Below are 25068 nucleotides of genomic sequence, written 5' to 3' on the forward strand. Positions count from 1 at the left end.
GCGAGAAGGAGAGCGAAATGGCCGGCGAGTCGCAGTCCGACTGCCTGTTCTGCAAGATCCTGGCGGGCGAGATCCCCGCGACGGTGGTCCGGAAGAGCGAGCGGACGCTGGCCTTCCGGGACATCCACCCGCAGGCGCCGACCCACATCCTGGTGATCCCGCACGTGCACTACCCGAACGCCGCCGAGCTGGCCGCCGCCGAGCCCGCGATCGCCGCCGAACTGCTCACCGAGGCCGGTGCGGTGGCGAAGGGCGAGGGTCTCGAGGACTACCGGCTGATCTTCAACACCGGTGCCAAGGCGGGGCAGACCATCTTCCACGCCCATGTGCACGTGCTCGGCGGCAAGCCGCTGCGCGAGGGCATGGTCTGATCCGGTGTCACAGCGTGAGCTCGTCGTCCTCGGCACCGCCAGCCAGGTGCCCACCCGGCACCGGAACCACAACGGCTACCTGCTCCGCTGGGACGGCGAGGGCCTGCTCTTCGACCCCGGCGAGGGGACGCAGCGTCAGATGCTGCACGCCGGGATCTCGGCCACCCAGCTGACCCGGATCGCGGTCACCCACTTCCACGGTGACCACTCGCTCGGCCTCGCCGGGGTGATCCAGCGGATCAACCTGGACCGGGTCCCGCATCCGGTGGACGCCTACTACCCGGCCAGCGGCCAGATGTTCTTCGACCGGCTCCGGCAGGCCACCGCCTTCCACGAGACCGCCGAGCTGCGCCCGCACCCGATCGAGGAACCGGGCCCGCTGTCTGCGCCCGGCGCCCCGTTCGAGCTGGCGGCGGTCCGGCTCTCGCACCCGGTGGACTCCTTCGGGTACCGGCTCACCGAGCCCGACTCGACCCGGCTGCTGCCCGCGAAGCTGGCCGAGTTCGGGCTGCGCGGCCCGGCCGTCGGGCAGCTCCAGCGGGAGGGCAGGATCGAGCTGGCCGGACGGACCGTCACGCTGGCCGAGGTGAGCGAGGTCCGCCGGGGGCAGCGGTTCGCCTTCGTGATGGACACCCGGCTCTGCGACGGCGTCGGTGAACTGGCCGAGGGCGCCGACCTGCTGGTGATCGAGGCGACCTTCCTGGAGAGCGAGGCCCAGCTCGCCGAGGACCACGGTCACCTGACAGCGGGCCAGGCCGCCAGGGCCGCCGCCGAGGCGGGGGTGCGCACCCTGGTGCTGACCCACTTCTCGCAGCGCTACCCGGACCTGAGCGGGCACCTGATCGAGGCCCGGAAGTACTTCGACGGCGAGCTGGTGGTGGCCGAGGACCTGGCTCGGGTCGCGGTTCCGGCCCGGCTCTGAGCGAAAACCACTCGCATCACGCGGACAACTCCCGGACCATCGAACTCCGTCGCCTCGGCGGCGGGCCGCACCGCCGCAACGGTCCACCGCGCGGCGTACCCTGGTGACCGCGGAAAGACCGAGCGGCACCCGAGACGAACGGGATGAGGCAGGCCACAGCGCCGACCCATGACTGAGACACCGCAGACCCGTACCAATGGACAGCCGCGTCCCGACGGGGACGCCGCCACCGCCAGGTTCACCATTCCGGAGAAGCACCCGATGGTCACCCTGCTCGGTGCGACCGACTCTCTGCTCCGGGTGATCGAGGAGGGGTTCCCGACCGCAGACATCCACGTCCGCGGCAACGAGGTGACCGCCACCGGATCCCGTACCGAGGTCGCTCTGGTCCAGGAGCTGTTCAACGAGATGATGCTGGTGCTGCGCACCGGCCAACCCCTGACGGAGGACGCCGTGGAGCGCTCCATCGCCATGCTCAGGAGCGCCGCCGACAACCCGGACCACCCGGCACCGTCCGAGGTCTTCACCGCGAACATCCTGTCCAACCGGGGCCGCACCATCCGCCCCAAGACCCTCAACCAGCAGCGCTACGTCGAGGCGATCGACAAGCACACCATCACCTTCGGCCTCGGCCCCGCCGGTACCGGCAAGACCTACCTGGCGATGGCCAAGGCCGTCCAGGCCCTGCAGGCCAAGGAGGTCAACCGGATCATCCTGACCCGGCCGGCCGTCGAGGCGGGGGAGCGGCTGGGCTTCCTGCCCGGCACGCTCTTCGAGAAGATCGACCCGTACCTGCGCCCGCTCTACGACGCGCTGCACGACATGATCGACCCGGACTCGATCCCCCGGCTGATGGCCGCGGGCACCATCGAGGTCGCCCCGCTCGCGTACATGCGCGGCCGGACCCTGAACGACGCCTTCATCATCCTGGACGAGGCGCAGAACACCTCGCCCGAGCAGATCAAGATGTTCCTCACCCGGCTGGGCTTCAACTCCCGCGTCGTGGTCACCGGTGACACCACCCAGATCGACCTGCCGAGTGGCACCCGCTCCGGCCTCAAGGTGGTCCAGGAGATCCTGATGGACGTCCCGGACATCCACTTCTCCGTGCTCACCAGCACCGACGTGGTCCGGCACAAGCTGGTCGGCCGGATCGTCGACGCCTACGAGCGCTGGGACGCCCTGCAGGAGCCCGACGCACCCGCCGTACCCCGTAAGCCAGTTCAGCGGAAGGGCGCCCGTGCCCCCCGCCAGTCCCATCGCACCGAAAGCTGAGTACCGACCCCGACATGTCGATCGACATCGCGAACGAGTCCGACTGGGAGGTTGACGAGGAGTCAATCCTCGACGTCGCCCGCTACGCCCTCGACCAGATGCGGATCCACCCGCAGGCGGAGCTCTCCGTCATCCTGGTGGACAGCGCCCAGATGGAAGAACTGCACATCCAGTGGATGGACCTGCCCGGTCCGACCGACGTGATGTCCTTCCCGATGGACGAGCTGCGTCCGGGCAAGGAGGACGAGGAGCTGCCGCAGGGTCTGCTCGGCGACATCGTGCTCTGCCCCGAGGTGGCGAAGCGGCAGGGCGAGGAGGCCCCCTCGAAGCACTCCGTGGACGACGAGCTCCAGCTGCTCACCGTCCACGGGGTGCTGCACGTCCTCGGGTACGACCACGAGGAGCCGGAGGAGAAGGAGGTCATGTTCGGCCTCCAGAAGCGGATCCTGGACGACTGGCGGGCCGGCCGCGGGCTCTCGGGGATCTCCCCGGCGCCGACCACCCACTGAGGCCCGGCCGTCTGTGAGTGGTGACAGTACGAGCTTCCTGATCGGAGCTCTCCTGCTGGTCGGCTTCGGCTGGCTGGCCGCCTGTGCGGAGGCGGGGATCTCCCGGATCTCCCGGTTCCGCGCCGAGGAGGCCGTCCGGGCCGGGCGGCGCGGTGCGGACCGGCTGCTGACGCTGGCCTCCGACCCGATCCGCTACCTCAACCTGGCCACCCTGATCCGGGTGGCCTGCGAGATGGCCGCCGCCGTCCTGGTCACCGTGGTCTGTGTGCGCACCCTGCACCAGACCTGGGAGGCCGTGCTGCTGGCGATCGGGGTGATGGTGCTGGTCTCGTTCGTAGCGGTCGGCGTCTCGCCCCGCACCATCGGCCGCCAGCACCCGCTGACCACGGTGACCGCCGCCTCCTTCGTGCTGCTGCCGCTGGCCCGGGTGCTCGGCCCGATCCCGCGGCTGCTGATCCTGCTCGGCAACGCGCTCACCCCCGGCAAGGGGTACAAGGAGGGGCCGTTCGCCTCCGAGGCCGAACTGCGGGCGCTGGTCGACCTGGCGGAGAAGGACGACCTGATCGAGGACGAGGAGCGCCGGATGGTGCACTCGGTCTTCGAGCTCGGCGACACCATCGTCCGCGAGGTGATGGTGCCGCGCACCGACCTGGTGATGATCGAGCGGCACAAGACGGTCCGTCAGGCGCTCACCCTGGCGCTCCGGTCCGGCTTCTCCCGGATTCCGGTGGTCGGCGACAACGAGGACGACGTGGTGGGCATCGTCTACCTCAAGGACCTGGTCCGGCGCACCCACATCAACCGGGACGCCGAGAACGAGCCGGTCTCCTCGGTGCTCCGCCCCGCGGTCTTCATCCCGGACTCCAAGCCCGCGGCCGACCTGCTGCGCGAGATGCAGCAGATGCGCTCGCACGTGGCGATCGTGATCGACGAGTACGGCGGTACCGCAGGTCTGGTCACCATCGAGGACATCCTGGAGGAGATCGTCGGCGAGATCACCGACGAGTACGACCGGGAGCTCCCGCCGGTCGAGGACCTCGGCGACGGCTCGTACCGGATCACCGCCCGGCTGCTGGTGGAGGACCTCGGCGACCTGTTCGGTCTCCAGCTGGAGGACGAGGACGTGGAGACCGTCGGCGGTCTGCTCGCCAAGAACCTCGGCCGGGTGCCGATCCCCGGCTCGTCCTGCGACCTGCCGGTGCCCGAGGACGCGCACACCGACCTGACCGCGATCCGGCTCACCGCCGAGAGCGCGGCCGGGCGGCGGAACCGGATCGGCACCGTACTGGTGGCCCCGGTCCGGGCCGACACCCACCCGCAGGAGGGCACCGAGCCCGAGGAGTAGCGTGGTTGAGGGGGGTCTGTGCCACCTGGAGGACGTCATGCTGAAACTCAGGGACGAACTGCCGGTGGATCACCGGCTGGCCCAGATCTATCGCTTCGGTGCCGGTCTCGGCGGGATCTTCCTGCTGGTCTTCGGCATCCTCGGGCTGCTCGACCGCCCGGGCTTCCTGGACACCCAGGGAGACCGGGTGGCCGGGATGAGCAGCAACGGCCTGCTCGGCCTGCTGTCGGTCCTGGTCGGCCTGATCCTGATGGCCGGCGCGGTGATCGGCGGCAACATCGCGTCCTGGATCAACATGGTGGTCGGCGCGGTCTTCGTGGGGGCCGGGTTCGTCGGGCTGATGATTCTCTCGACCGACGCCAACTTCCTGGCCTTCGGCATGAGCAACGTGATCTTCAGCTTCGTCTTCGGCCTGGTGCTCGCGACCTTCGGCATGTACGGCCGGGTCAGCCGCCACCTCCCGCACGACAACCCGTACTGGCGGAAGCGGCACGCCAACTACGCCGCGAGCCTGCGTGGCCCGGCCGGACCGCCGGTGGCGCTCAGGCACTGAGACACATGGCCTGTTCGGCCGGGCGGGGCGGGCGCCTATGCTCGGCGCATGAGTGAGCTGACTGAGCTGGACGCCGAGGACAAGAAGATCATCACGTTGGCCCGCTCGGCCCGCGCCCGCAACGGCGTGGCCGAGGGGGCGGCGGTCCGGGACGAGACCGGACGGACGTACGTGGCGGGCAGCGTGGCGCTGCCCTCGCTGGAGCTGAGCGCCCTGCGGACCGCCGTCGCGATGGCCGTGGCCAGCGGCGCCAAGGGCCTGGAGGCGGCCGCCGTGGTGACGGAGTCGCTGACGCCCACCGAGGCCGACCTGGCCGCTGTACGGGACCTCGGCGGCCCGGGGGCGCCGCTGCACCTGGCCGGTCCGGACGGGGTCCTGCGGCACAGTTTCTGAGACGCCGTACCCCGTCGGGCTCGGCGGTCGATAATCTGACCGGCATGGGTGCGTTCGCGTTCTTCGCCGGGGTGTTGCTGAGCCTGATGGGGTTGGGGCGGTGGCAGGAGACCGGATCGCCGTACTGGTTGGTCGGCTCCTTGGTGCTGTTTCTGCTGGTTCTGGTGGGCGCGGTGACCGGGAAGAAGACCGGGTGACCGTTCCCACTCGGCGGATCAGGGAGAATGGTCGGCATGACTGCCCCTTCCTCCCCGTACCGCTCCGGGTTCGCGTGCTTCGTCGGCCGTCCCAACGCCGGCAAGTCGACCCTGACCAACGCTCTGGTCGGGACGAAGGTCGCGATCACCTCGGACCGTCCGCAGACCACCCGCCACACCGTCCGCGGCATCGTGCACCGGCCCGACTCCCAGCTCGTCCTGGTCGACACTCCCGGCCTGCACAAGCCGCGCACGCTGCTCGGTGAGCGCCTCAACGACCTGGTCCGCTCCACCTGGGCCGAGGTCGACGTGATCGGCTTCTGCCTCCCGGCCGACCAGAAGCTCGGCCCCGGCGACAAGTTCATCGCCAAGGAACTCGCGGAGGTCAAGAAGACCCCCAAGGTGGCCATCGTCACCAAGACCGACCTGGTCGACTCCAAGACGCTGGCCGAACAGCTCATCGCCGTCCACCAGCTGGGCCAGGAGCTCGGCATCGAGTGGGCCGAGATCATCCCGGTCTCGGCCGTCGGCGACAAGCAGGTCCAGCTGGTCGGCGACCTGATCACCAAGCTGCTCCCCGAGGGCCAGCCGCTCTACCCCGACGGTGACCTGACGGACGAGCCCGAGCTGGTGATGGTCGCGGAGCTGATCCGGGAGGCCGCGCTCGAGGGTGTCCGGGACGAGCTGCCGCACTCGCTGGCCGTCGTGGTCGAGGAGATGATCCCGCGCGAGGGGCGTCCGGCGGACCGGCCGCTGCTCGACATCCACGCCATCGTCTACATCGAGCGGCAGAGCCAGAAGGCGATCGTCATCGGGGCGAAGGGCGCTCGGCTGAAGTACGTCGGGACGACGGCGCGGAAGCACATCGAGGCGCTGCTGGGGACTCCGGTCTTCCTGGACCTGCACGTGAAGGTGGCGAAGGACTGGCAGCGGGACCCGAAGCAGCTGCGCAAGCTGGGGTTCTGACCTTTTGGCAGGCGCCTGAGCATCTACGGTCCAGGGGCTCGGGGAACTGCGACGCCGACCTCAGAAGAGGACACCCGTGCGTAAATGGTCAGGCACTTTCGCAGTGACCCGAACGCCAGATCTCCTCGCAGTTCCCCGAGCCCCTGGCGTGTGCCACCAGCGCGTGTGCCCGAGCCCCTGGTGCACCCAGCCGACGGTCAGGACGAGTCGCGGGTGATCAGGCGGAGGGTCAGCAGGTTCTGGGTGCCCGGAGGAGCGGTGGGGTCGGCGATGGCCTGGTCGATCAGGGTGGCAAGGGTTTCGCCGCTGAGCAGGGTCATCCCGACGGTGCTGAGCCGGGGGCGGAGCAGGCGTCCGAGCAGGAGGTCGTCGGCGCCGACCAGGGCGACCTGCCGGGGGACGTCGACCCCGAGGTCCTGCAGGGAGCGCTGCAGGAGCATCGCGTACTCGTCGTTGTAGCAGAACACCCCGTCCAGCCCGAGTTCGCGGCAGCGGGCTGCTGCGGCGGCTCCGGAGGCCTCGGTGTAGTCCAGTGACAGGGTCTCCACCGGCCCGGTCCCGGCCGAGGCTGCGGCGGCCCTGACCCCGGCGAGGCGGGGGCCGCTGAACTGGTCGAGTTCCGGGTCGGCGGGGATCACGACGCCGAGGCGGCGGCGGCCGGCCGCGAGCAGGTGGGCGCCGGCGACCGTGCCGACCTCGGGCTGGTCGATGATCAGGGCGTGCGCCCCGGCGACCGGGGCGGTGCTCATGCTGAACACCGCCCGGGTGCCGGAGCGGTGCAGCAGATCGACCCCGGCGGGGGTGAGGACCGGCTCCATGCAGAGCACCGCCGCAGGCCTCAACTCGGCCCAGGCGCGGGCCGGTTCGTCGCCCTCGCCCGGGCTGGGGCCGTACAGCACGCTGGTGTAGCCGTGTCGGCGCAGGGCGCCCTGGAGTTCGCGGTAGAACTCGCTGAACAGCGGGCCGATCGGGGCGGCGGAGCCCGCCAGCAGGACCACGCCGGTGCGGCCCGCGCGCAGTGAGCGGGCGGCGGCGTGCGGGACGTAGCCGAGTTCAGCGGCGGCCGCTCTGACCCGCTGCCGGGTCTGTTCGCCGACCCGGCCTCCTGCGGTGTCGTTGAGCACGAAGGAGACGGTGGCGCGGGACACTCCGGCGAGGCGCGCGACGTCGGCGCTGGTCGGTGGGGTGGTGGCGGCGGGTCGATTGCTCATAACGGTTCGAATCTTTTCATGCCTGACCTCTGGTCGGGGCGCGGACGGACGGGTTACATGGCTGCTTACACGTGCAAGCGTTACACGTGTAACCTCATGAGCATGACTTCCCCCTGAGTCACTTTGGAGGGCAATGTGGCCCTTTCCCCCACCCACCCCGGTGCCGAGACCGAGACCGCCGAAGGTCACCGTGCCACCCGCGGCCTGCTGCCACTGCTGTTCACCGGCAACGCCGCCATGTACGCGCTCTACATCGGGGTCGGCAGCGTCCTGCTGCCGCTCCAGGTCGAGCAGATCGACGCCGCGCACAAGGTGGCGAACCTCGGCCTGATCAGCGGGATCGCGGCGATCTTCGCGACCTTCTTCAACCCGCTCGCGGGTGCGCTCTCGGACCGCTCCGGGCGGCGCAACCCGTGGATCCTCGGCGGCGGTCTCGCCGCCGTCGCCGCGATGGCCCTGCTCGGCAGCGTGGACACCGTGCTGCTGGTCGCGATCGCCTGGTGCCTCGGCCAGGCGGTGATGAACTTCTACCAGTCCGCGCTCACCTCCGTAGTGCCCGACCGGGTGCCGCTCGGCAGACGCGGCGCCGCCTCGGCGGCGGTCGGTCTCGGCCTGCCGGTCGGCTCCACGATCGGTGTGCTGGTCGCCTCGGCCACCTCCGACCACTACCGGACCGGGTACCTGGTGCTCGGCCTGCTGGTCGCGCTCGGCGCGGTGGTCTTCACCGCCGGGGCCAAAGAGCAGCGGATGCCTGAGGCCGGCCGGCCGTTGGGGGGCGGCGGCGCGGCGCCGGGGCACGCACCTCGCCGGCTTCTCGTCAGTCGCCGCAGCTCCGCTGCTACTCCCTCCTCGGCACCGCCGAGCCACGCACCCCACCACCGCTCCTTCACCCACCCCCCAACGGCCGGTCGGCCTATGTCCCCCGCGCCGCTGCGGGAGCAGGCCGCCGCCTTCCTCGGGGTGCTGCGCGAGCACGACTTCCGCTGGGCCTTCATCGGCCGCTGGCTGCTGGTGCTGGGCTACTTCGCGGTGGTCGGCTACCAGCTCTACATCCTGCAGGACCACATCGCGCTGCCGGCCGGCCTGGAGCCGACCGAGGCGGTGGCGATCCTGACCCCGGTCTCGGCGATCACCATGGCGCTCTCCACCGTTGTGGGTGGGGTGCTCTCCGACCGGCTGGACCGCCGCAAGCTCTTCGTCGGCGTCTCGGCCGCCCTCTCCGGGGTGGCCCTGCTGATCCCGGTGGTCAGCCCCACCTGGCCCGGGATGCTGGTCTTCGCCGCCGTCAACGGCCTGGCCTTCGGCTGCTTCATGGCGGTCGACACCGCGCTGGTCACCATGGTGCTGCCGAAGGCGGAGGACGCCGCCCGGGACATGGGCGTGCTGAACATCGCCAACGCCGGACCGCAGATCCTGGCCCCGTTCGTGGCCTCCGCCGTGGTCGCCCTCGGCGGCTACACCCCGCTGTTCGTTCTCGGAGCCCTGCTCTCGGTGCTCGGCGCGCTCGCCGTGCGGCCGATCAGGGGTGTCCGGTGACCGACCGTCAGAAAGGTATCGAGCAAGTGAAGTTGCACACTCAGGAGTGGGGTGCTGGCGATCGCGTGGCACTGCTGGTGCACGGCATCATGTCCGACCACCGGACCTGGCGCCGGGTCGGCCCCGCGCTGGCCGAGCGCGGTTACCGGGTGATCGCGGTGGACCTGCGCGGTCACGGCGCGAGCCCGCGCGGCACGGGGGAGACCCCGGCCGAGCGGTACAGCCCCGCGCAGTACGCGGAGGACCTGGTGGCCACCCTGCCGACCGGTGCCGAACTCGCCATCGGGCACTCGCTCGGCGGTCTCTCGCTGCGCTGGGCGGTGGACCGGCTGCGGCCGCAGCGGGCGGTCTTCTCCGACCCGGCCTGGCTGTTCGCCGACTCCGGCATCGACCCCGAGCTGTTCGTCGGGTTCGCCGCGCAGGCGACCGCCGAGCAGATCACCGCGATGAACCCGCGCTGGGAGCCGGCGGACGTAGAGGTCGAGCTGGCCACGCTGGCCGCCTGGGACCCGGACAGCGCCCGTTCGCTGACCTCGCACCTGGGGTACGCGGGTCTGCCGGACGCCCCGGTGGTGCCCTCGCTGGTCCAACTCGCCGACCCCAGCTTCCTGGTGGGCCCGATGGACGCGGAGCGGCTGCGGGAGCGGGGCTTCGAGGTGCGCACCGTGCAGGGCGCGGGCCACACCATCCACCGGGACGACTTCGAGGGCTTCATGACCTCGCTCGACGGCTGGATCTGAGCATGGACGACAAGGAGACGCAGATGACCGAGTTCGCCAGGGAAGCCGCCGTCCAGGCCGCACTCGCCACGCTGGACCTGCCCGCCAAGGTGGCGCTGCTGGCCGGTGCCGACATGTGGTCGCTGCCCGCCAACGAGGAGATCGGCCTCGGCCGGCTGGTCATGTCGGACGGCCCGGCCGGGGTGCGCGGCGAGCAGTGGACGCCGGACGACCCGTCCGTCTCGATCCCCTCGCCGACCGCGCTGGCCGCCACCTGGGATCTCGAACTGGTGCGCAGGGCCGGCCAGTTGCTGGCCCAGGAGGCCCGCCGCAAGGGCGCCCACGTGGTGCTGGCGCCGACCGTGAACCTGCACCGCAGCCCGCGCGGCGGTCGGCACTTCGAGTGCTACTCGGAGGACCCGCTGCTCACCGGCGAGCTGGGCGCCGCGCTGGTGTCCGGGGTGCAGGACGGCGGGGTGGCCACCACCCCCAAGCACTTCGTCGGCAACGACTCGGAGACCGACCGCTTCACGGTGGACGTGCGGCTGGACGAGCGCACCCTGCGCGAGCTCTACCTGGCCCCGTTCGAGATCATCGTGCGGAAGGCGAGCCCCTGGGGGCTGATGGCCGCGTACAACTCGGTGAACGGCCCGACCATGAGCGAGCACGACAAGCTCAACAACCGGGTGCTGCGCGAGGAGTGGGGCTTCGACGGGGTGCTGGTCTCGGACTGGACCGGGGCCAGGGACACCGTGCGGTCCGCGCTGGGCGGGCTGGACGTGGCGATGCCGGGCCCGGCCACGGTGTACGGCGAGCACCTGGTGAAGGCGGTCCAGGAGGGCCTGGTGCCCGAGCGGACGGTGGACGAAATGGCCCGCCGGGTGCTCCGGCTGGCCGCCCGGGTGGGCCTGCTGGCCGGTGCGCCGGCGGCGGTGCCGGCCGACCGGCTGCCCGCCGAGATCGACGGCGAGGCGCTGGCCAGGGAGCTGGCGGCGCGCTCCTTCGTGCTGCTGCGCAACGAGGGCGGCGTGCTGCCGCTGGCCCCGGCGCCGGGTACGAAGGTGGCGCTGATCGGCGCGGCGGCGGATCAGGCCCGGATCGGTGGCGGCGGCAGTGCCCAGGTCTTCCCGACCCGGGTGGTCTCGCCGCTGGAGGGACTGCGCGCCGCGCTCGGCGCAGAGGTCGGGCTCGACTTCGCGGTCGGTGCCGACCCACGCACCTTCCTGCCCCCGGCCGGCTTCTCCGGGCACGCCGAACTGCTGGATGCAAAGGGTGAGTTGCTCGGGACGGCGGCCACCGTGGACGGCAGTGTGCGCTGGCTCGGCACGCTGCCGGGCGAGGTCTCGTTCGGTGACCTGCGCCGGGTGGTGCTGGAGACCACGGTGACCCCGGAGCGGTCCGGCGAGCACCAGTTGGCGATTCGCGGGGTCGGCCACTACCGGCTGGAGGCGGCCGGCGAGCTGCTCTTCGACGGCCTGCTGCTGCCCGAGGGCGAGGACCCGGCGGCGGCCTTCCTGAACCCGCCGGAGCGGCGGTTCGGGCTGGAGCTGACCGGCCCGGCCGAGGTCAGGCTGACCTGCACGCTGCCGGAGGCGAGCGCGTTCTCCGGCTTCGGGCTGGTCTCCTTCACCCTGGGTCACGCTGAACCGACCGCCTCCGCCGACGAGTTGATCGAGCAGGCGGTCGAGGCGGCCCGCGCTGCCGAGGTGGCGGTGGTGGTGGTCGGCACCACCGAGGAGGTGGAGAGCGAGGGCGTGGACCGCTCCGCTCTGCGGCTGCCGGGGCGGCAGGACGAGCTGGTGTCCCGGGTGCTGGCGGTCAACCCGCGCACCGTGGTGGTGGTCAACGCCGGTGCCCCGGTGCTGATGCCGTGGCGCGAGCAGGCGGCGGCGGTGCTGCTCGCCTGGTTCCCCGGCCAGGAGGCCGGGGCGGCGCTGGCCGACGTGCTGCTCGGCCTGGCCGAGCCGGGCGGGCGGCTGCCCACCACCTGGCCCGCCGAGGAGGCCGACGCACCGGTCTGGGAGGTGGAGCCGACCGACGGCCGACTCGTCTATGAGGAGGGCCTGTTCATCGGCTACCGGGCCTGGCAGCGCCGGGCCGGGGCGCAGCCCGCGTACTGGTTCGGCGAGGGCCAGGGCTACACCGAGTGGGCGTACGAGGGGCTGGAGGCGCGGCGCGGCGAGCAGCCGGGTGTGCTGGCCGAGGTCTGCGTCCGGGTCCGCAACACCGGGGCCAGGGCGGGCCGTGAGGTGGTCCAGGTCTACCTGGCCACCGACGGGGTGGACCGCACCCGGCCGGACCGTCAGCTGGCCGGTTTCGCGGTGGTGGAGGCGGCGCCGGGCGAATGTGTGACGGCCCGGGTGACGGTGCCGGAGCGGGCCGCGCAGACCTGGGTGGCCGGCGAGGGATGGGTCAGGCGGCCGGGTACGTACACGGTCGAGGCGGGCCGCAGCTCGGCCGACCGGCCGTTGGTGCTGGCTCTGGAGGTGGGGCAAGCCTGACGTATCGTCAGATTCGTACGTGGGGTGTGTGATCCGTGGAGGACCTGCGCACCGTTCGTTAAGCCGTCCCGTGTCCGGTGTTCATCCGGGCGCACCTGAGCCGCGTTTCTGAGCCGCGACAGTCGCTTTCGGCCAAGCAGCGCTGCGGAAGGGCGAGCACCGGCATGGGACACCCCAGGTTTCTGATCGTCAGCAGACCGGCCCGCCCTGACATCGCGTCGGGCGGGACGGTCTGGCGACTCCTCGGTGCCAACAACCGGCACCTGGGACAGAGTCAGGAGATCTTCCGGGATGCCGCCTCCTGCCGGGTGGCGATCGAGGAGTTCCAGCACCGGGTGGACCAGGGCCGGACCACCATCTGCTCCATGGAGCAGGGCCAACTGTGGCTATGGCGGCTTGAGTTGGACGGCCGGACGGTGGCCCACTCGGCCCGCGGCTACCGGCGGCAGCGCGAGTGCCAGTACAACCTCGCGCGTTTTCTGGCAGGTGCACGGAGTGCGGCCGACACCGCCCGTGGAGGTGTCGGATGAGTGCCGACACCCCGGTCGTCCAGGACCGCCCGAGGGCGCTCACGGTCAATCCCGGTCTGGCGGACCGGATCTTCCTGGCCTGGGCCAGGGCCAGCGGCGTGTTCGTGCTGGCGGTGATGCTCGGCGTCGGCGGCTATCTGGCGGTCCGGGCCACCGAGGCGCTCTCGGTCGCCGGACTCTCCTTCGTGACCACCGAGACCTGGAACCCGGACGGTGGCCACGGCCAGTTCGGGATCGCCGCGGTGCTGATCGGCACGCTGCTGATCGGCGGGACGGCGGTGCTGGTGGCGGTTCCGCTGGCACTGGGCAGCGCGCTCTACATCAGCGAGTACGCGCCCCGGAAGCTGCGCCGGACGCTGGTCAGCCTGGTCGACCTGATGGCCGCCGTGCCCAGCGTGGTCTACGGGGTCTGGGGCTTCATGCTGCTGCAGTACCAACTGACCGGTGTGGCACGGTGGGTGTCCACCTACTTCGGTTGGATCCCGCTGTTCCGGGTCAACGGCGCCGACCCGGACGACCCGCTGACGCCGCCGCTGGTGTACACCGCCTCCACGCTGATGGCGGGCATCGTGGTGGGCTTCATGATCACGCCGATCATGTGCTCGATCATGCGCGAGGTGTTCGACCAGGCGCCGGCCGGTGAGCGGGAGGGCGCGTACGCGCTCGGCTCCACCCGCTGGGGCATGATCCGCTCGGTGGTGCTGCCGTTCGGCCGGGGCGGGATCATCGGCGGCACCATGCTCGGTCTGGGCCGGGCGCTGGGCGAGACCATCACGGTCTACCTGATCCTGTCGATGAACTTCGAGATCCAGCCGCACGTGCTGCAGAGCGGCGGCAGCGCGGTCGCCCCGCTGATCGCGCTGCGCTACGGCGACTCCACCGACTTCTCGGTCTCCGCCCTGATGGCGGCCGGGCTCACCCTGTTCCTGCTGACCCTGGTGGTCAACTTCGCCGCGGCCGCCGTGGTCGCCCGCAGCCGCTCGGGGGCCAGCTCATGACCACCACCACCGCACCCCCCAGAACCACCGTGGTCACCCCGCCGGCCGGGGCGGCCCCGCAGCGCCCCCGCCGGATCAACGCCCGCCGCGCCTCCGACCACTACGCCTTCTGGGGCAGCCTGGCCGGGGCGGTGGCGACCTCCGCGGTGCTGTTCCAGCGGCTCACCCCGTTCAACGGCGGGATCGGCTTCGTGGTCTGCAGCTGGATCTGCTTCCTCGGCCTGTACGCGCTGCTGGTCTCCCGGGACGAGGGCCCGCTGACGGTCCGTGACCGCCTTGCCTCGGCCGTGGTGCACAGCCTGGCCGCGGTGCTGATCGGGGTGCTGTTCTGGGTGGTCGGCTACGTCTTCACGAAGGGCTGGTCGGCCCTCTCGTACGGCAACTTCTTCACGGAGGACCTGGCCGACGCCGGGCCGACCGACCCGCTGGACCACGGCGGTGCGCTGCACGCGATGGTCGGCACGCTGACGCAGATCGCCATCTCACTGGCCATCACCATCCCGCTCGGGTTCAGCTGCGCGGTCTTCATGAGCGAGGTGCCGGGCCGGTTCAGCCGCCTGGTGCGCACCCTGGTCGAGGCGATGACCGCGCTGCCGTCGATCCTGGCGGGTCTGTTCATCTACGCGGTGATGGTGCTCACCCTGGGGCTGCCCCGATCGGGCCTGGCCGCCGGGGTGGCGCTCTCGGTGATGATGCTGCCGATCCTGATCCGGGCCTCCGACGTGGTGCTCCGGCTGGTGCCCGCCTCGCTCAAGGAGGCGTCCTACGCGCTCGGCGCCGGACGCTGGCGGACGGTCTGGACGGTGACCCTGCCGAGCGCCAGGTCCGGTCTGGCCACCGCGGTGATCCTGGGCGCGGCGCGCGGGATCGGCGAGACCTCGCCGGTGCTGCTCTGCTCCGGCTACACCAAGAACCTCAACCTGGACCCGACGCGCGACCCGCAGACCTCGCTGCCGCTGATGGCCTTCACCCTGATCAAGTTCCCGTCCGAGCTCCAGGCTGCCCGGGCCTTCGGAGCGGCGGCGCTGCTGCTCGGCCTGGTGCTGCTGCTCTTCGTGGTCGCCCGGACCCTCGGCGGCCGGGGCCCGGGTGAGCTGAGCCGGCGTCAGCGTGAAAGCCGGGTCCGGCAGTCCGCGGCCGACCTGGTCCGGATGACCAACCCCGTCGTCCCCTCCGCCCGGAAGGCGCCCGTGATCACCCGCACCCTCACCCTGCTCACCGCGCTCGCGGTGTTCGCCACCTCGCTGCTGTTCGGTGCGGCCGACCGGGCCGAGGCCGCCGGATACCTGCGGATCAGCGGCGCGGGTTCCACCTGGAGCTACAACGCGGTCGACGGCTGGATCAAGAACGTCCGCCAGTACGGCATGACCGTCGACTTCGACCCGCAGGGGTCCTCGTTCGGCCGGAACCAGTTCAAGAACGACGCCACCGACTTCGCGGTGACCGAGATCCCCTACGGGCTCACCGACGGCGGCCAGTACGACGCCCCGCCGCCGTTCCCGTCGGCCTACCTGCCGATCGTCGCGGGTGGCACCTCCTTCATGTACAACCTGAAGATCAACGGCAAGCGGGTGACCGACCTGCGGCTCTCCGGCGAGGTGATCGCCAAGCTCTTCACCGGTGGCATCACCTACTGGGACGACCCGCTGGTGAAGGCCGACAACCCGGGCCTGGAGCTGCCGCACGTCGAGGTCCACCCGGTGGTCCGCTCGGACGGCTCCGGTACCACCGCGCAGTTCACCACCTGGCTGAGCAAGCGTCAGCAGCCGATCTGGGACGACTACTGCCGCCGTACCCCGCGCGGTGCGGCCTGCGGGATGACCTCGTTCTTCCCGCTGCTGAACGGCTCCACCTGGAAGGCGCTGGGCAGCTCGATCACGGTGGCCTCCTCGGTCGCCAACGAGGGCAACAACGGTGCCATCACCTACGTCGAGTACTCCTACGCCAAGGAGGCCAAGTTCCCGGTCGCCAAGGTGCTCAACAAGGCCGGCTACTACGTCGGGCCGACCGGGCAGAACGTCGCGGTCGCCCTGGTCAACGCCCGGATCAACCCGGACCTGACCCAGCTGCTGGACGACGTCTACGACAGCCCGGCAGCGGCCTCCTACCCGCTCTCCAGCTACAGCTACATGGTGGTGCACACCACCGAGACGAAGAACTTCAAACAGGACAAGGGCGCGGCCCTGAGCGCCTTCGGCTACTACTTCCTCTGCGAGGGCCAGAAGAAGGTCGGTGACAACGGGTACTCGCCGCTCACCCCGCAGCTGGTCACCTCCGGCTTCGACCAGCTGGCGAAGATCCCGGGTAGTGAGAAGAAGGCCTTCGACCCGGCAGCCTGCAGCAATCCGACCTTCGGCAAGGACGGCACCAACCCCTACGTGGCCAGTGCCCCTCAGCCGCCGGAGTGCGACAAGAAGGGCGCGACGTCCCAGTGCGGTGCCACCGGCACCAAGTCCACCGGCACCCAGACGGGCACCGGCACCTCGACCGGTGGCGCGGGGAACGGCAACGCGGCCGGAACGGGTGGCGCGACCGGCGGTACGGCTGCGGCGGCCGGCGGTGCGGCGGGCACCGGAACCGCCGGCGGGACGGGCGGCGAGGCAGCTGCCGACGACCCCGCGCTCGGTGGTGGTGACGGCGGAGCCGCCGGTGGCGGCAGCGGACAGAGCGTGAGTGCCACCGCGATCGAGGTGGCCGCCTCGGCGGGCAGTGGACTGCGGACCTCGCTGATGGTGATCGCCGGGCTGCTGCTCGGTGCGGTCATCGTGCTGCCGCCGGTGATCGCGGGCAGGGCGGCTCGCAGACGGGATGAGGAGCTGTGAGCCGACGGACCGTCAACGGCAGTGCCCGGCGGGCGCTGCGGACCGCAGGGGTACTCACCCTGCTGCTCGTCACCGCGGCCGGAGCGGCGCTCTCGGCCGGCCCGGGCGACACCCCGGTGGGGGTTGCCGCCGAGGCTTCGGCGAAGCCCGAGATCCCGGTCGACCCGATCACCGGTGCCCCGGTGGGGATCGACCCGAAGGCCCCCGCCCAAGCTGCCGGACAGTCGGGCACCGGTACGAAGTCCGGTGCGAAGTCCGTGACGACGGCGGTCGGTTCGGCTGCGAGCTCTGCAAGCTCGGACCCGGTCGCCAACGACCCGAAGCCGGTCAAGGTCAAGGGCGCCGGTGAGTTCGCCGACCTGGAGGTGACCGTCCCGCAGACCGACCACCTGGTGAACCAGGTGGTCGAGATCACCTGGAAGGGCGGTCGGCAGACCGTGCCGAACCCGCGGTCGTTCGGGCGCAACTACCTCCAGTTCATGCAGTGCTGGGGCGAGGACGCCACCGGCCCGGACCGGGAGCAGTGCCAGTACGGGGCGACCAAGGGGGACTCCCGGATCTCGGCCGGTGACTTCGTGTCCCAGCGGCAGCTCAACTTCGGCCCGGCGCTGGTCGACGACGCCGAGCCGATCAAGCAGACCAAGCCGAACGAGAACGTCTACGTCCCGTTCCGCTCCGCCACCGGTGCGCCTCCGGAGACCAGCGGCACCAGTTCCTTCTACAACGCGCAGACCACCAACGAGGTGCCGTTCGCCCCGACCAGGGCCGACGGCAGCGGGCAGCTCTTCTTCGAGATGCAGAGTGGCATGGAGGCCCCGGGCCTGGGTTGCGGGCAGCCGGTGAGCACGGCGGCCGACGCACCGCTGCACCGGTGCTGGCTGGTGATCGTGCCGCGCGGCGAGCTGGACGTGGACGGCAAGGTGCCGACCACCGGCGGCGGCAAGCTCCAGTCCACCCCGCTCTCCACCACCAACTGGGCCAAGCGCCTGGTGGTCCCGCTCGACTTCGAACGGGTCGGCCTGTCCTGCCCGATCGGCAGCTCCGAACGGCCCACGGACGGCAACGAGTTGATGTCCGAGGCGATGCAGCGCTGGCAGCCGGTGCTGTGCCGGCAGGCGGGCGGTATCTTCAACTTCTCCCAGGGCAGCGACGACACGGCCAGGGAGCGGCTGCAGAGCGGCAACCCCGGGCTCGACTTCCTCGGCTACCCGCTGGCGGTCGAGGAACAGACGCCCGGCCGGACACCGGTCTACGCGCCGATCGCGCTGTCCGGGCTCACCATCGCCTTCGACGTCGAGAACCAGTCCTCGATCCGGGCCCCGGAGGACGTCCGCAAGCAGGAGGGGCAGCGGATGCCGGAGATGAACCTGACGCCCCGTCTGGTCGCCAAGCTGGTCACCCAGAGCTACCAGTACGCGGTCAACCCGGGTGACAAGGACGTGCCGGCCACCAACCCGCTGGACCTGCTCAGCGACCCCGAGTTCCTGGAGCTGAACCCGCAGTTCAAGTACTTCTTCGGAGCCCGGGTGCCGGACCTGATGCTGCCGCTGGGTTCGAGCGACGCCGCCCAGCAGCTCTGGAAGTGGCTGCAGGGCGACCCGGAGGCCAAGGCCTTCCTGAAGGGCGAAGTCCACCCGAAGTGGAAGGACCGGGTCAACCAGGCCTTCACCAGGCTGGAAACCAGCTACCCCCGCTCGAACTACCCCAAACAGGACGACTACTGCCAGGAGTTCGAGAAGTCCGAGGCCCGCTCCGACTGGTGCAACACGGAGTCGCACCCCTACCTCTCCTCGATGGGGGACGCCGCCCGGTTCGCCGCCCGCGGTGACACCACCGGCAAGTCGGTCTGGAGTGCGGACAGCATCCCGCCCTCGATGAAGAAGGACCCGCCGCAGCCGCAGGGCCTGCGGTCGCTGATGGCACTGGCCACCACCGCCCAGGCCGCCCGGTACGGGCTGAGCACCGCCAGACTCCGCAACGGTGTGGGCGAGTTCGTCGCCCCGACCGAGACCGCGCTGCTCGCCATGGCGAACGCGGCGACGCCGGCGGACCCGGCCCGGATCGCGGTCGTCCCGCCCGGCCTGCCGGTGGCCGGCGGCTACCCGCTGACCATCACCACCTTCGCCGCCACCGTCCCGTCGGCCCTCGACACGGCCGACGGCAAGGCGTACGCCGGTCTGCTCCACTACGCGGCCGACACCGGCCAGGTGCACGGCGTCGCGCTCGGCCAACTCCCGGACGGGTACGTGCCGTTGCCGGAGAAGATGCGGGTCCAGCTCCGGCGGGTGGCCGAGCTGGTGGAGAAGAACGCGGGCGTGCCCGAGCCGGCGCCTAGCACGTCCCCGACGCGGCGGGACGTCCCGCCGGCCACCGAGGCCGCCGTGGCCCCGGCCGGAGCCGGTGCGGTCCAGCACCAGCCGCCGGTCGACAACGCGCCCACCGCCCCGCCCGCGCTCGCCCCGCCCACCGCGCACACCCCCGTCGTGCTCACGCCCAAGCCGGTCGTCCCGGTCGCCCGGACGGCCGACAGCGACCTGGGTTCGGCCCGCTACCTGCTGCTCGGCGTGCTGATCACCGGTCTGCTGGCCGGTGCCGCCGGGCTGTTCCTGCCGCGCCTGCTCCGCAGTCGGCGTCCCCGGCCCTGAGCGGCCGGGGACCCGGCGGGCCCCCAAGACCACACCACAAGACCACACCACCACCAGCACCACGCCAACGCATGTGCGCCACGCGGCCGGAAAACCCTCCGGCCGTGCCTGAGAGCTGCCCGAAAAGGACGAAGAACAGTGAAGAGTCTCACCAAGAGCAACCTGGCCAAGTGTGTGACCGTCGCCGCCGGCCTCGGCCTGGTGGTGGCCGGTACCGGGACCGCCCAGGCGGACCCGACCGGCGTCCCGGTCTACCGTCAGCTCGCGGGCGTCGGCTCCGACACCACCCAGGGCGTCATGAACGCGATGGCCGACGCCATCACCGGCCCGACCGGTGAGAAGCTGATCGCCTCCTACAACGCGACCGGCTCCGCGACCATCAACACCAAGGCCGCCGCCGCCTGCCAGGGGCTCAACCGTCCGAACGGCTCCGGTGCCGGCCGCACCGCCCTGTTGAACGAGCTGAACAAGGGCAACGGCTGCCTGGACTTCGGCCGTTCCTCCAGCCTCAACGTGACCGCCAGCACCCCCGGCCTGACCTACGTCCCGTTCGCCGTCGACGCCGTCACCTACGCGGTCGGCGCGGGCAGCGCGCTGCCGCTCGACCTCACCACGGCCGACCTGCACGCCCTCTACACCTGTGACCCCGGCTTCGTCGGCACCGCCCCGAACTGGGACATCCGCCCGCTGCTGCCGCAGAGCGGCTCCGGCACCCGCTCGTACTGGCTGACCGTGGTCGGCATCACCGAGGGCGACCTGAGCGCCAACCGCTACCCCTGTGTCACCGACACCAAGGGCGGCAAGAAGATCGAGGAGCACGACGGCCGGGTGCTCGACAGCAAGTCGCTGGTGCCGTTCTCGATCGGCCAGTACCTCGCGCAGAGCGCCAGCACCATCCCCGACATCCGCGGCGCGGCCCAGCTCGGCAACATCAACGGTGTCCCGTCGCTGCTGCTGAACACCGGTGCCGCCGCCACCCGTGACGTCTACAACGTCATCCCGACCAGCAAGGTCGGCGTCAGCCCGTGGAGCGACGTCTTCGTCGGCAAGACCTCGAAGATCTGCTCGCGCGCCGACCTGATCAAGCAGTACGGCTTCGGCACCAACGACAACTGCGGTGACACCTCCCGCAACTCCGGCAACTGACCTTCCCTCAACCCTCCGCGTCTCTCTGCCTGAAAGGCACACCAGAACCGTGAGCATCCGTATCCCGCGCACCGTCGCGATCGGCGCCGCCACCCTCCTGGCCGCCGGCAGCATCACCATGGCCGGTACCACCGCGCACGCGGCCGAGACGGTCCCGACCGTCGGCACCCTGGCCCTCAACCCGGCGACCGGCACCGACGAGGAGCTGATCAGCCTGGTCAGTTCCGCCGCCTGCCCCGGCGGCACCAACCTGCAGGGCCTGGTCTTCGGTGCCGGCTTCCCGGTGGACGGCTTCGGTGTCACCGCGAACCAGGCCCAGTCCAACTTCCCGGTCGACGGCCAGGGCCACCTGACCGTGCCGCTGAGCGACACCATGCGCGGCTTCGCGCAGAAGAACGGCTTCTCCACCCTGGCCGGCAAGTACGAGTTCCGGCTGCGCTGCCGCGCCAAGCTCGGCACCACCTACTTCGGTGACTTCGTCGGCGCGATCAGCTTCAACACGCCCACCAGCTACACCACGGTGGACACCACGCCGGTCGCGACCGCCACCAGCACCGCGCTGACCGTCACCCCGAACGGCTCCGCCACCGTCGGCGGCGACGTCAAGCTCTCCGCCGCGGTCACCCCGGCCGCCGAGGGCACCGTCCAGTTCCTGGACGGCAGCACCCCGCTGGGCGCCCCGGTCACCGTGACGGCCGGTGCGGCCGAGCTGACCGTCAACACCCTGACCCTGGGTGCGCACAACCTGTCCGCGGTCTTCACCTCGACCTCGACCGCCTTCCTGGGCTCGACCTCCTCCACGGTCAGCTACACCATCAGCCCCAAGGGTGCCGCCGCGACCACCACCGCGCTGGCCATCACCCCGGCCGGCTCGGCTGCCAAGAACACCCCGGTCGCGCTGAGCGCGACGGTGACCCCGGCCGGCACGCCCGGTGCGGTCGAGTTCCGTGACGGCGGCACGCTGCTCGGCACCCAGTCGGTGAACGCCGGCACCGCCGGGCTGACCGTCGCCACCCTGACGGAGGGCGACCACCTGCTGACCGCCACCTTCGTCCCGGCCGTCCCGGCCGACTTCGCGGCCTCGACCTCCCCGGTCGTTCCGTTCACCGTCACCCCGCCGGTGGTCGTCCCGAACCCGGGCGACCCGCTGCCGCCGTCGCCGGTCTTCGAGACCATCACCACCACGGTCGCCCCCGGCGCCCTGGTGATCAGCGTGGCGGGCACCAACGTCACCCTGCCGCCGCTCACCCTGAACGGTGACAGCACCCTGTACTCCACCACCGGTGCGATCCAGACCGTCACCGTCACGGACACCCGCGCGGGTGCGCCGGGCTGGTCGGTCAGTGGCCGGGTGGACCAGTTCGCCTCGGGCGCCAACCAGATCAACGCGCAGAACCTCGGGTGGGCCCCGAACCTGGTCTCCAAGGGTGACGGTCTCAAGATCAACCTCGGCGGTCAGATCGCTCCGGCCAACGCCGTGGCGGCTGCCGACGCGGGTGTCTTCGGCCTGAAGTCCTCCCGGACCCTGGCCACCGCGACCGGCCTCGGCACCGCCAAGCTCGGCGCCGACCTCACCCTGCTCGCCCCGACCTCCACGCTGGCCGGGACGTACCAGGGCCTGCTCACCCTGACGGCGATCTGACACCGGTAGTTCACCGGGGTCCCGCCCGCCCTTAATCCGGCGGCCGGGCCGTCCGCGCGACACTACGTCGAACCCGTGGACGGCCCGGCCGCCGGTGCCCAACTTCCGTACCAGCAAGCGAGGATGACGCCGCCGATGCGCCGATGGTTCCTACTGCCCCTGCTGGCGGCCGCCGCTCTGGTGATGACCGCTGGGACGGCGTACGCCGACGACCCGCCGGCCGCCCAGGCGGCACCCGCTGCGCAGACCTTCGGCATCCAGCCCGCGACCGCCACCGAGCCGGACGCCCGAGGCACATTCTCGTACGCGGCCACCCCCGGCGCGCTGCTCAAGGACCACGTCGCGGTCTGGAACTACGGCGAGCAGCCGCTCACCGTACGGCTCTACCCGGCCGACGCCTTCAACACCGACAGCGGCGGCTACGACGTGCTGCCCGACGGCAAGCCCTCGACGCAGGCCGGGAGTTGGATCAAGGCCGCGGTCGACTCGGTCACCCTGCCCGGCCGCAGCCGCCAGATCGTCCCGTTCACCCTCGCCGTCCCGGCGCAGGCCTCGCCAGGCGACCACGCGGCCGGCATCGTGGTCGCGGTCCGGGCCGAGAGCAAGGACGCCAAGGGCAACGCGGTCACGGTCGACCAGCGGGTCGGCTCCCGGGTGAACATCCGGGTCTCCGGTGACCTGAAGGCCGAGCTCAAGGTGGAGAACGCCAAGGCGGTCTACCACCCGAGCGCCAACCCCCTGGACACCGGCCGGACCACGGTCAGTTACACCGTCCGCAACACCGGCAACATCCGGCTCGGCGGCAAGCAGGCGGTCCGGATCACCAACGTGTTCGGTTCGATCGCCACCGGCAACGCCCCGGCCGATCTCCAGGAACTGCTGCCCGGCAACGCGGTCAACTACCGCTTCGACGTCTCCGGGGTCTACCCCACGCTGTGGGGCACCGCCGGGATCACCATCGACCCGCTGCCGGTGGCCGGGGACAAGGACCCGAAGCTGGTCAGCGACGTCTCCAAGCACCGCTTCGCGCTGATCCCCTGGACCACGCTGGCGGCGCTGCTGCTGCTCGCCCTGCTGGCCGGCCGCTGGTGGCTGGCCCGGCGCCGCCGTCGCCCGCTCCCCGGAGCGGCCGCCAAGCCGCCGGTGCTGCCCGTCCCGGTGGCCGCCGCCGCGCTGCTGGCCGTCCTGGTGCTGTGTCAACTCCCGTACGCCCCTGGGGCATCAGCCGCAGAGCCGGTCGGCACGCTGTCCTTCGACTACCCGAAGGGGCACGACGACGACTCGATCGACCTGCTCAGCTCCGGTCCGTGCCCGGACCCGGCCAACTATCTGGCGGTGCGGATCAACGGTGCCGGATTCCCGGCCGAGGGCGCCCCGTTGACCGGGACGGTGGCCGCGTCGGTCTACCGGGTCGCACCCAACGGCGGCTTCGTCCTGCCGCTGGCCAACACCCTCAAGGTGGTGGCCACCCAGGCGGGTTCGGGCCCGCTCAAGGGTGACTACACCATTACCGCCAGCTGCCGGCACAAGGTCAAGCCCGTCTCGGTCAAGGACTTCACCGCCGTACTCACCTTCACCGACCCGACCAACTGGACCACCGCTGCGGTGGCCCCCGCAGGCATGCTGCACCAGGCCGTCGCCGCCGACCCGGTGCCAAACCCGGCCGCCGGTGCGGCTGGGTCCGCCGCCGCCCCGGCCGCCGACTCCGGGGTGCCGCTGTACACCTGGATCGCCGTCACCGCCGGGCTGCTGCTGGCAGGGTGGCTGGCCGTGCCGTACGTTCGCCGACTGCGGGCCGGCCGGACATCCGTCGAGGAGGCCGCCGAATGACCGCCGTCATGACCGAGACCCCGGTCGGGCTCCGCACCGAACTGCCGGTGCCGCCGCCCGCCGCGCCCGCGGTCCCTCCGGCGCGCCGACTCCGGCCGGACGGCCCGCAGTTGGCCGGTGCGGCGCTGGCCATCCTGGCCGGGCTGCTGCTCGGCCTGCTGTTCGACTTCGGTCCGCTCGGCGGGCTGCGCCACCTGCGCGACCACCAGAGCGGCTACGCCGAGCTGCGGCTCTCGCTGGCCCAGGGCACCGCGCCGATCGGCCAGTTGGACGCCGACGGCAAGCCGGTCCGACCGGGCACCCCGGTGGCCCTGCTGGAGATCCCGCAGCTCGGCCTGCGCGAGGTGATCCGGGAGGGCAGCGCCGGTGAGGTGCTGGCGGCCGGGCCCGGTCACCGGCGGGACACCGCGATGCCGGGGCAGGCCGGGTCCAGCGTGCTGCTCGGCCGGCAGGCCGGGTTCGGCGGCCCGTTCGGCAGCATCGGCCAGCTGCGGGCGGGGGAGACCTTCACCGTCACCACCGGCCAGGGCCGGCACACCTTCCGGGTGGTCACCGTCCGCCGGGCGGGCGACCCGGTGCCGCCGGCGCTGAAGAAGGGCGCGGGCCGGGTGGTGCTGGTCACCGCCGACGGTCCGCTGTACGCGCCGTCCGGCCTGCTGCTGGTGGACGCCGACCTGACCAGCGAGGTCCAGGAGGCGAACGCCAGGCCGCTCACCGCCGCCGCGCTGCCCGCAGCCGAGAAGGCGCTCGGCACCGAGGACGGCGCCTGGGTGCCGCTGGTGCTCTGGGGCGAGGCGCTGCTGCTGGCCGCCGTCGCGCTGGCGCTGGCCTGGTCGCGCTGGGGACGCCACCAGAGCTGGATCGTCGGGGTGCCCGTGCTGAGCGCGCTCGGCCTGGCGGTCGCCGACCAGGTCGCCCGCCTGCTGCCCAACCTGATCTGACCATTCGTCACCCGAG

At 71.6% G+C, this 25068-nt stretch carries 21 protein-coding genes; 20 read left to right on the forward strand and 1 reads right to left on the reverse strand.

The features are described from left to right. Nucleotides 1-17: 17 nt before the first annotated feature. The 9 genes from ASC99_RS31885 to era all read left to right on the forward strand — a co-directional run bounded on the left by ASC99_RS31885 (nucleotide 18) and on the right by era (nucleotide 6531). The gene (locus ASC99_RS31885) at nucleotides 18-371 is read left to right on the forward strand and encodes an HIT domain-containing protein (RefSeq protein WP_057238625.1); all 354 of its coding nucleotides are present in this window, start codon (nucleotides 18-20) and stop codon (nucleotides 369-371) included. A 4-nt stretch (nucleotides 372-375) separates the two neighbouring features. Then, on the forward strand, nucleotides 376-1293 hold the full coding sequence (locus ASC99_RS31890; RefSeq protein WP_057238626.1) for a ribonuclease Z: 918 nt from the start codon (nucleotides 376-378) through the stop codon (nucleotides 1291-1293). A 168-nt stretch (nucleotides 1294-1461) separates the two neighbouring features. After that, entirely contained in the window at nucleotides 1462-2568 is a 1107-nt protein-coding gene (locus ASC99_RS31895; RefSeq protein ID WP_057238629.1) for a PhoH family protein, read from the forward strand. Nucleotides 2569-2582: 14 nt separating this feature from the next. Further along, nucleotides 2583-3077, forward strand: coding sequence for an rRNA maturation RNase YbeY (gene ybeY / locus ASC99_RS31900; protein ID WP_057238632.1), 495 nt, complete (start codon nucleotides 2583-2585; stop codon nucleotides 3075-3077). A gap of 13 nt (nucleotides 3078-3090) precedes the next feature. After that, on the forward strand, nucleotides 3091-4422 hold the full coding sequence (locus tag ASC99_RS31905; protein ID WP_057238634.1) for a hemolysin family protein: 1332 nt from the start codon (nucleotides 3091-3093) through the stop codon (nucleotides 4420-4422). A gap of 40 nt (nucleotides 4423-4462) precedes the next feature. Beyond that, complete coding sequence (locus ASC99_RS31910) at nucleotides 4463-4975, forward strand: DUF4383 domain-containing protein (RefSeq protein WP_057239153.1); 513 nt, start codon at nucleotides 4463-4465, stop codon at nucleotides 4973-4975. A 48-nt stretch (nucleotides 4976-5023) separates the two neighbouring features. Then, on the forward strand, nucleotides 5024-5368 hold the full coding sequence (locus ASC99_RS31915) for a hypothetical protein (RefSeq protein WP_057238636.1): 345 nt from the start codon (nucleotides 5024-5026) through the stop codon (nucleotides 5366-5368). Nucleotides 5369-5412: 44 nt separating this feature from the next. Then, a complete protein-coding gene (locus tag ASC99_RS39160; RefSeq protein ID WP_157531886.1) occupies nucleotides 5413-5565 on the forward strand; it encodes a hypothetical protein in 153 nt (50 codons plus the stop codon). Between the two features lie 36 nt (nucleotides 5566-5601). After that, the gene (gene era, locus ASC99_RS31920) at nucleotides 5602-6531 is read left to right on the forward strand and encodes a GTPase Era (RefSeq protein WP_157531887.1); all 930 of its coding nucleotides are present in this window, start codon (nucleotides 5602-5604) and stop codon (nucleotides 6529-6531) included. Between the two features lie 197 nt (nucleotides 6532-6728). Here era and ASC99_RS31925 read toward each other — a convergent pair whose 3' ends face one another. Beyond that, nucleotides 6729-7742: a LacI family DNA-binding transcriptional regulator gene (locus tag ASC99_RS31925; protein ID WP_057238639.1), complete on the reverse strand. Its 1014-nt coding sequence runs from the start codon at nucleotides 7740-7742 to the stop codon at nucleotides 6729-6731. Nucleotides 7743-7877: 135 nt separating this feature from the next. On the opposite strand from ASC99_RS31925, the gene ASC99_RS38040 reads away from it, so the two are divergent. From ASC99_RS38040 to ASC99_RS31980, 11 genes are all read left to right on the forward strand, one after another. After that, nucleotides 7878-9278, forward strand: a complete 1401-nt coding sequence (locus tag ASC99_RS38040; RefSeq protein ID WP_082598801.1) for an MFS transporter — start codon at nucleotides 7878-7880, stop codon at nucleotides 9276-9278. A 26-nt stretch (nucleotides 9279-9304) separates the two neighbouring features. Beyond that, a complete protein-coding gene (locus ASC99_RS31935) occupies nucleotides 9305-10018 on the forward strand; it encodes an alpha/beta fold hydrolase (RefSeq protein WP_057238643.1) in 714 nt (237 codons plus the stop codon). A 2-nt stretch (nucleotides 10019-10020) separates the two neighbouring features. Then, a complete protein-coding gene (locus ASC99_RS31940; RefSeq protein ID WP_157531888.1) occupies nucleotides 10021-12498 on the forward strand; it encodes a beta-glucosidase in 2478 nt (825 codons plus the stop codon). Between the two features lie 164 nt (nucleotides 12499-12662). Then, nucleotides 12663-13028, forward strand: a complete 366-nt coding sequence (locus ASC99_RS31945) for a hypothetical protein (protein ID WP_157531889.1) — start codon at nucleotides 12663-12665, stop codon at nucleotides 13026-13028. Beyond that, on the forward strand, nucleotides 13025-14026 hold the full coding sequence (gene pstC / locus ASC99_RS31950; protein ID WP_057238646.1) for a phosphate ABC transporter permease subunit PstC: 1002 nt from the start codon (nucleotides 13025-13027) through the stop codon (nucleotides 14024-14026). The genes ASC99_RS31945 and pstC overlap by 4 nt, the downstream gene beginning before the upstream one ends. Then, on the forward strand, nucleotides 14023-16848 hold the full coding sequence (gene pstA / locus ASC99_RS39940; protein ID WP_200948479.1) for a phosphate ABC transporter permease PstA: 2826 nt from the start codon (nucleotides 14023-14025) through the stop codon (nucleotides 16846-16848). The genes pstC and pstA overlap by 4 nt, the downstream gene beginning before the upstream one ends. Then, nucleotides 16845-19493, forward strand: a complete 2649-nt coding sequence (locus tag ASC99_RS31960; protein WP_057238648.1) for a hypothetical protein — start codon at nucleotides 16845-16847, stop codon at nucleotides 19491-19493. The genes pstA and ASC99_RS31960 overlap by 4 nt, the downstream gene beginning before the upstream one ends. 138 nt (nucleotides 19494-19631) lie before the next feature. Beyond that, complete coding sequence (locus tag ASC99_RS31965; protein ID WP_200948480.1) at nucleotides 19632-20639, forward strand: substrate-binding domain-containing protein; 1008 nt, start codon at nucleotides 19632-19634, stop codon at nucleotides 20637-20639. 49 nt (nucleotides 20640-20688) lie between these two features. After that, on the forward strand, nucleotides 20689-22281 hold the full coding sequence (locus ASC99_RS31970) for an Ig-like domain-containing protein (protein ID WP_057238650.1): 1593 nt from the start codon (nucleotides 20689-20691) through the stop codon (nucleotides 22279-22281). Between the two features lie 135 nt (nucleotides 22282-22416). Next, nucleotides 22417-24111, forward strand: a complete 1695-nt coding sequence (locus ASC99_RS31975; protein ID WP_057238652.1) for a hypothetical protein — start codon at nucleotides 22417-22419, stop codon at nucleotides 24109-24111. Then, nucleotides 24108-25052, forward strand: a complete 945-nt coding sequence (locus ASC99_RS31980) for a sortase (protein ID WP_200948481.1) — start codon at nucleotides 24108-24110, stop codon at nucleotides 25050-25052. The genes ASC99_RS31975 and ASC99_RS31980 overlap by 4 nt, the downstream gene beginning before the upstream one ends. Nucleotides 25053-25068 lie beyond the last annotated feature (16 nt).

The sequence above is a fragment of the Kitasatospora sp. Root107 genome (assembly GCF_001424875.1).
Classification (GTDB): Bacteria; Actinomycetota; Actinomycetes; order Streptomycetales; family Streptomycetaceae; genus Kitasatospora.